We start from the raw sequence: 7,227 nt of genomic DNA on the forward strand, positions 1-7,227 counted from the left end.
GGAGAAATGCCGCGGGGGGTAATGCGCCAGGCGTCTGTCGCGGGTTGCCCAGCCTCCGCCGGAAGTCGGTGGGGAACGGTGGATGGTGTACAACGCGGTAGCTGGGCGGCTGCTTGGGGGATGGCGCCCGAGGGGGCAGTATGTTGAAGCCGGCGTACGACAAAGTCCTGGTCCTGGCGCTGGCCACGCCCGTCTTGGTGTTGACCGTCCTTCTTGCCCGCACGCCCTCCAAGGGGAGCGGGGCACCTGTCTCCGCGCAGTTCTGGGCAGAGCGGCGCTCCGCGTCACGCATCGAGGCCCGGCTCACGCACCCCGAAGCGGACCGCTACCGGCCACGCACGTCGGCGGGCGGCTGCCCCGTTGCTCCCGAACCCATTCCGCTGCGCGACCTCGCCCGTCTGGAGGAGGCGGGTGACCTGTCCGGTATCGCCTCCGCGTATGCCCTTCAGGGTGAGTGGAACCAGGCGGCCTCGTTCCTGGAGCGCATGCCCGCCTCGCCGGACCGCGACAGTGACCTGGCGGCGGTGTACCTCGCCCGCGGCGCGCATGAGCAGGCCTTGCGGTTGCTGGACGGCGTGCTGAAGGCGCAGCCGAGGCATGCGCAGGCCATGTGGAACCGCGCGCTGGTGCTCCAGTCGATGGGGCTCACGATGAAGGCGGCGGACACCTTCGAACAGGTGGCGCTGATGGGGGAGGCGGGCTGGAGCCGCGAGGCGAAGGCCAACGCTCGCGAGCAACGCGACGCCACGATGGAGCGCGCCCGCCGGTGGAAGGAGGCGCGCGAGGCCACGCTGGCGCTGGTGGATGACCCTCAGGCGCCGCTGCCGCTGGAGGCGGCCCGCAAGGACCCGGGCATCGTCCGGCAGGCTTTCTATGAAGTGGTCCGCGCGGCGCCGTCGAAGGAGCGGGTCCTGACCCTGCTGCCCCTGGCGCAGGAGCTGGACCGCGGCCACGGCGGCTCCACGCTGACGGACTACGTCAAGCGGGTGAGCCGCCGGAACTTCACGCGCCGCGGCGCACTGTCGCGCGAGTACGCGTCGCTGGTGCGCGGCAAGCTGAGCCAGCCGGACACGCTGCTGGAGCGGGTGCTGGCCTCGGGAGAGGACGACCTCTTCCTGGGCACGGTCCAGCACATGCGCGCCACGCGCCGCATGTTGACCCAGGTCGTGGAGCGCGCGAAGCGCCAGAACGACCCCTGGTTCAACCTCTACATCGAGCGTGAGGAGGCCATCCGCGAGACGGCCGAGGGCCAGTGGTGGAAGGCCGAGCAGCGCATCTTCAACGCGCTCCAGCGCTGCCGCGAGGACGGCCTGTCCGCGCGCTGCGTGGACCTGGAGCTGCGGCTGGGCATCCTCTACGCCGACCTCCAGCGCCTCACCGAAGGCGAGCAGCATGCCCGCACCGCCTGGGCCTGGGCGCGCCAGCTCCGTGAGTGGGACATGGAGTTCACCGCCCTGGAGGCGCTGGCCGCCATCACCCGCTCGCGCGGGGACTTCGCCAGCTCGCGCGCCTATGTCGAGGAGTGGTCCGCCCGCGGGCGCGGCAACTGCGTCTGGCCCCGGGAGAACCTGGCCCACACGTACTACCTGGACAACAGCATGGACGACGCGCGCCGCGAGGTGGACGCGAACGCCGCCTGCGAGAACGAGCCGCTGAGCCTGCTGTTCGCCGTCAACCTGGCGGAGCTGGCGCGCACCCGGCCGAAGCCCGGGGACGAGGCGCTGCTGCGGCGGGCCCTCACGTGGGCCAACCACAGCAACCCCATGCCCAGCGACGCGGTGTATGCCCGTTACGTGGAGGGCCGCTTCCTGCTGGACTCCGACAGGGCGCGGGGGGTGGCGCTGCTGCGGCGGACCCTCACCGAGGCGGAGGCGCTGCCTCGGGGAGATTCGCTGGCGCGCGAGGCCTGGGCGCTGAGCTATTCGTCGCTCGTCACGGACGCGGGCAAGGCGGGCGAGTACACCCAGGCGCTGGAGCTGATGGCCGCGCAGCTCGGCACGCCCGTGCCCCAGCGCTGCGCCCTGGCGGCGGCGGTGCACGGCGAGCGCACGGTCCTGGTGGCGCGCGGCACGCAAGGCCAGGTGCTGGGCCATTATGAGCCGGACCGGCAGGGGCCCTTCAGCCGCGCGGACACCTCGCGGCTGGTGCCGGAGCGGCTGCGCGCGGTGTTGCGTGGCTGCGAGCGCGTGGACGTGCTCGCCTGGCCGCCTGTCTTCGGCCGCACGGACCTGTTGCCGCCGGAGGTGCCCTGGAGCTTCCGGCTCGGCCGCACGGCGCAGCCGCGCACCACGCCCACGGCCCGTCGGCTCGTCGTCTCCAGCGTGGACGCGCCCGCGCTGCTCCAGCTGCCGCGGCTGCCGCAGTGGCTGCCCTCGCAGGAGCCGGAGGCGGTGCCGCTGCAGGTGCTGTCCGGCTCGGACGCCACGCCCGCGCGCGTGCTGGCGGACATGCGGGACGCCACCGAAATCGAAATCCACGCCCACGGCATCATGGACCCGGCGCTCTCGGACGCGTCGCTGGTGGTGCTGTCCCCGGAGACGAGCGGCCGCTACGCGCTCACCGCGGACGTGGTGCGGCAGCAGAAGCTCACGGGGGCGCCCCTGGTGTTCCTGGCCGCGTGCAGCGCCGGCCGCGCGGCGAGCACCACCACCAGCCACGAGCCCTTCAGCCTGCCCGCGGCCTTCATCGACGCGGGCGCGCGGGCGGTGCTGGCCTCCACGGTGGATATCCCGGATGCCGCCGGACGTTTCTTCGATGGCGTCCGGCGCCGCATCCGTGAAGGCGCCGCGCCGGCGGTGGCCCTGCGGGACGAGCGTCAGCGCTGGTTGGAGCGGGACAGCCGCGCCGGGTGGACCCGGCACGTCATCCTCGTGGAGTCCTATTGAGTGCGGGCGTCCGCGCGGTGCGGCCGTCTACTGCGGAGTCCTCAGGTGCGTGTTGCCTCCCGGGAGCTGGAAATGATGGAACGTGACAGTGGCGCTCACGTCCAGTGCGCGCACCCAGTGCCACCACCCCACGGGCAGGAAGAGCAGCTCGCCCGGCTCCACCACGCCCTCCAGGACGGTGGCTTCTCCGTAGAGCGGGAAGCGCGCCGCGTCCGGGCTCGCCGCGTCCACGGCGCTGAAGGTGCCATGGCGCGGGTAGACGAGGTGGCGCTGGAAGGACGGCACCAGCCGCACGTGCTTGCGGCCCATCACCTGGCCCAGCAGCACGTTCATGTTGTCGTGGTGGAGCGGGGTGACGGTGCCCGGCGGGCCCAGCAGCAGCGTCGTCATGTCCGGGCGCAGCTCCGGGTCGATGATGCCGGCGGGCGCGCGGATGTCCTCGCGCAGCCGGGCCAGCCCGTCACGCTTCCAGTTCTCGTTGCGCGGCACCATGTAGAAGTCGTTCGTCTCTCCGTCCGTCTCCACCCGCTGGACGTAGTCGCGCAGCGTCACCACCTGGCGGTGTTTGTCGGGCTGCGACGCATGGTCCGGATTGGTGTCGCGCCCGGACATGATTTCCACCTCCACGTCCCCGAAGCGCTCCCGGAAGTCCGCGAGCGACCAGCGGCGCATCGCCGGCCAGTCCTCCATGAAGCCCTGCAGCACCACCGGCCGGTGACCGAAGTAGTAGCGGGTGAAGAACTCCTCCGGGCTCACCCCGCGGCGCTTCTCCAGCGTCACCGCGCCGGACTGGCGGTGCAGCTCCGCGTAGAGGTCCGCCAGCGCCTCCAGCCACTCGTAGCGCCGGCCAATCCGCCGCGCCGCCACCACGTAGGGGTGCGCCTGCGCCGCGGCAATCTCCCGCTGCGCCAGCGACGCCTCCACGCCCGCGTCCACCAGCACCCGCTGCGCGTCCTCCGTGCTCACGCCCAGGGCGAGGTTCTCCGCCAGCCAGGTGTGCCACTCCAATGCCAGGCGCGAGTCGTCCCTGTTCATTCAGAACTCCGTGAATTCCATGTCGCGAGTCGCCCCGTCAGATGCTCGGGGTTGGCGCGTGTCGTGATAAGGACTGTACGTGTTGCCGTATCACCCATGTCTAGCTTTCAAACCATCCCCATCGCGAGGTGCGAGCGCTCATGACGCCCGTCGAATCCCTTATGGCCGGTAGCTTGGATTCCGAGTCCGGCGAAGCCCACGTGAAGAACACCTACGTCAACTGCGACACGGCCAGCGTCGCCCCGCGCAAGCGGCTCCCGCTGCCGTCGCCCGCGGTTCCTCCCCTGGCCGGGCCGGAGCATCTGGGCCCCGGCCAGGCCCGCTAAGCGCCAGGCCCGGGCGGGGTTTTTCACCCTCCCGGGCATTTTTCTGCCCGGGTCTTTCTTTTTCTTCTCAAGGATCGGAACGCCGCGCGTTTCTGACTGGGGAACGCGCAGGCGCGCATGTGAGTGGGGCTGAATGTCCAACCTCTTCAACCGGGAGCGGAGGCGCTTTGAAGCGTTCATCCGTCAGCATCGGCCCAGCCTCCTCGGGCTGGCCCGCCGGTTGTGTGCCCGCTCCAGCCTGGAGCCGGAGGACCTCGTCCAGGAGACCTTCGAGCGGGCGATGCCGGAGTTCGAGCATCTGAAGGACCGGACGGACTCCGCGGCGGCTGCGTGGCTGTGTACGACGATGACGAACCGCTTCCTGGACTATTGCCGCCGCCAGCGGACGGAGTCCCGGGGGATGCCGCACCTGGCGCTGGTGCAGGATTTGGCGATGTCACCAGACGAGACCCAGGAGAACTGGGAGCTGGTGAGCACCGACGCCTTCCAGAAGGCCATCGAGCGGCTGAAGCCGCACCTGCGTGACGCCTACCGCCTTCACGCGGAGGGCAAGCGCTACAACGCCATCGCCGAGCATTTCAATGTTCCCGTGGGCACCGTGGGCAGCTGGCTCACCCTGGCCCGTAGGGATTTGAAGGAACTGCTGCTGCCCCAGGTGGTGGTAGCCCGGGAGCAGGGGGCCACGAGCTCATGATTTCTCCATGCACCAACCTACATTTCTTCGTGGACGGAGAGCTGTCCGCTCCCGACGCGGAGGTCTTCCGCCAGCACCTGGGACGTTGTCCTGAATGCGAGGCGGGGCTGAGGGACTTGCTCCAGTTGGAGCTGCTGGCCAGCCGCGCCCTGGGCAGCGCCAGCGTCGCCGAGCCGCCGCCCGCGAAGGTGACGCCGCTGCGGCCGTGGATGCAGCGGGTGTCCCGCACGGTGGTGCCGGTGGCGCTGGCGGCGGGGCTGGCGGCGGTGGGCGTGTTCCGTCTCCAGACGCAGCCGGAGGCCCCCGCCGACGTGTGGCTGGCGGGCGCGGACGTGCGGACCTTGGAGGCGCGGCTCAGCCACCCGATGGCGGACCGCTTCCTGCCCTACGAGCCGATGCGCGGCACGTCCGGCGCCGCGAACCCGCTGCCGCTGCGTCCCCTGGCGGAGCTGGAGGAGCAGCGGGACTTCCGGGGCATCGCCGCGGCCTATGCGCTGCGCGGGGACTGGCAGCAAGCGGAGTCCTTCCTGTCGCGGGCACCGGCCTCGGCGGACCGGGACAATGACCGCGCGGTGGTGGCCCTCAGCGGGCAGCGGTGGGAGGAGGCGCTGGACCTGCTCGGCGGCGCGCTGCGCCAGGAGCCGCGGCACGCGCAGGCGCTGTGGAACCGGGGCCTGGCGCTGCGGGGCCTGGGCCTGCTGAAGCAGGCGGAGGCGTCGTTCCGCGACGTCGCGTCGCTGCCGGGCCAGGAGGCGGGCTGGAAGGTGGCCGCGGAGAAGCGCGCGGACGAGCTGCGCGCGCTGCGTGACGCGGAGGCCGCCCGGTGGCGGCGCCAGGTGCGGGAGACGTGGACGCAGCTCACCGAGAAGACGGCGGACGCGTCGTACCTGGTGCACCAGCAGCCCGCGGTGACGCGCGCGGCGCTCTATGAAGCGGTGCGCTCGGCCACCTCGGCGGGCGCGGTGGCCTCGCTGCTGCCGCTCGCCGCGGCGTTGGACCGGCTGGGGGAAGGCACGGTGCTCCAGGACTACGTCCGGGCTGTGGCGGCTCATGACTTCCAGGCGCGTGCGCCGCTGGCGGAGGACTATGCGCGGCTGGTGAAGGGGGAGTCCGTCCCCGGTCTGCTGGAGCGGCTGCGCGTCTCCCAGGAGACGGACCTGTACGTCGGCGCGCTGCTCCACACGGGAGAGGCCGCTCGGGACGCGGAGTCGCTCAAGGCACTGCAGCGCTACGCCCATGGCTCCAGGGACCCGTGGCTCAACCTGCTGGCCGAGCGTGAGCGGGCCCGGAGCGAGGATGCGTCCGGCCGCGCGGCCAACGCCGAGCACCTGCTGCTGGCCACGCTGCGCACGTGTGGCGCGTACAACACGCTCTTCCCGTGCGCTGAAATCAACTGAGCGCTCGCTTCAGGCCTCGAAGAGGACGGGGAAGCCCAGGAGGGCGCTGCCTTCCTGGGTGAACCAGCCCTCCGCCACGGCCGCGTGCTGGGTGAGGGTGTGGATGTCGCGGAAGCGGCGCTGGAGCGAGGCGCCGTCGCGCACCGACGTCGCGCCGCCCGCGTGGTAGCAGGCCGTCACCACCTCGGCGGCCGTCTCCACGGCCCAGGTCAGGGTGGAGGACACCTGGGGCGCGAGGCCGAAGGCGCTCACGGGGGATTCCTGGCAGGCCTCCCAGAACACCTCGCCCATGCGGCGGAGCGCGTCGTGCGCGGCGCGGGCGCCTGTCTCGGCGCGGCCCAGCCGGTTGCGGAACACGGGGGAGTCCACCAGTGAAGTGCGCGCGTACAGCCGGCGCTTGCCCGAGCGGGCGAGAGCGAGCAGGTCATCCACCGCGCCCTGGGCGATGCCCACCGCCACCGCGCCGATGTGCATGGCGTAGTGGAGCACTGGCACCACGAAGTTGGCGCCCGGTACGCAGGGCTGGCCGGTGAAGATGTCGAAGGTGCGTTGCTGGGGGACGAAGGCGTCAATGGCGATGTCGTGGCTGCCGGTGCCGCGCAGGCCGAGCACGTCCCAGTGCTCGATGATGCGGACCTCGCTGGCGGGCAGCAGCATGGCGCGCGTCTCGGGCAGGCCCTCGGCGGGGCCCGGGCGAGGCTTGCCGTCCGGGTCGAGCACGACGCAGTTGCCGAACAGCCACTCACTCGTGCGGCAGCCGGTGGCGAAGTTCCAGTGACCGGTGACGCGGTAGCCGCCGTCCACCTGCACGGCCTTGCCCTGGGCATTGAAGGCGCCGCCCCCGGTGGCATTGGGGCCCGGGGCGTAGACGGCGTCGAACTCCTCGCGGG

The 7,227-nt window shown here is 71.7% G+C and carries 6 protein-coding genes; 4 read left to right on the forward strand and 2 right to left on the reverse strand.

What is annotated here, in order from left to right; all coding sequences use genetic code 11:
* The first annotated feature begins 140 nt into the window (after positions 1-140).
* On the forward strand, positions 141-2,885 hold the full coding sequence (locus G4D87_RS30360) for a CHAT domain-containing protein (protein WP_163786194.1): 2,745 nt from the start codon (positions 141-143) through the stop codon (positions 2,883-2,885).
* Between the two features lie 27 nt (positions 2,886-2,912).
* Here G4D87_RS30360 and G4D87_RS30365 read toward each other — a convergent pair whose 3' ends face one another.
* Entirely contained in the window at positions 2,913-3,920 is a 1,008-nt protein-coding gene (locus G4D87_RS30365; RefSeq protein WP_163786195.1) for a cupin-like domain-containing protein, read from the reverse strand.
* A gap of 173 nt (positions 3,921-4,093) precedes the next feature.
* Between G4D87_RS30365 and G4D87_RS30370 the strand changes: the two genes are divergently transcribed.
* The 3 genes from G4D87_RS30370 (at position 4,094) to G4D87_RS30380 (ending at position 6,337) form a co-directional block, all read left to right on the forward strand.
* Positions 4,094-4,246 (forward strand): hypothetical protein, encoded by a 153-nt coding sequence (locus G4D87_RS30370; protein ID WP_163786193.1) that lies wholly within the window; start codon positions 4,094-4,096, stop codon positions 4,244-4,246.
* 133 nt (positions 4,247-4,379) lie between these two features.
* Complete coding sequence (locus G4D87_RS30375; protein WP_163786196.1) at positions 4,380-4,940, forward strand: RNA polymerase sigma factor; 561 nt, start codon at positions 4,380-4,382, stop codon at positions 4,938-4,940.
* 29 nt (positions 4,941-4,969) lie between these two features.
* On the forward strand, positions 4,970-6,337 hold the full coding sequence (locus tag G4D87_RS30380) for a zf-HC2 domain-containing protein (protein WP_240358731.1): 1,368 nt from the start codon (positions 4,970-4,972) through the stop codon (positions 6,335-6,337).
* 9 nt (positions 6,338-6,346) lie between these two features.
* Here G4D87_RS30380 and G4D87_RS30385 read toward each other — a convergent pair.
* Positions 6,347-7,227, reverse strand: an 881-nt coding sequence (locus G4D87_RS30385; protein ID WP_163786198.1) for an acyl-CoA dehydrogenase family protein, incomplete at its 5' end; no start/stop codon positions are given.

Origin of the sequence: Myxococcus vastator, assembly GCF_010894475.1 — a bacterium.
Classification (GTDB): Bacteria; Myxococcota; Myxococcia; order Myxococcales; family Myxococcaceae; genus Myxococcus; species Myxococcus vastator.

Coding starts and splice junctions, on each gene's coding strand:
- G4D87_RS30375 (WP_163786196.1), top strand. CDS start 4,380: ATGTCCAACCTCTTCAACCGGGAGCGGAGGCGCTTTGAAGCGTTCATC.
- G4D87_RS30360 (WP_163786194.1), top strand. CDS start 141: ATGTTGAAGCCGGCGTACGACAAAGTCCTGGTCCTGGCGCTGGCCACG.
- G4D87_RS30365 (WP_163786195.1), bottom strand. CDS start 3,920: ATGAACAGGGACGACTCGCGCCTGGCATTGGAGTGGCACACCTGGCTG.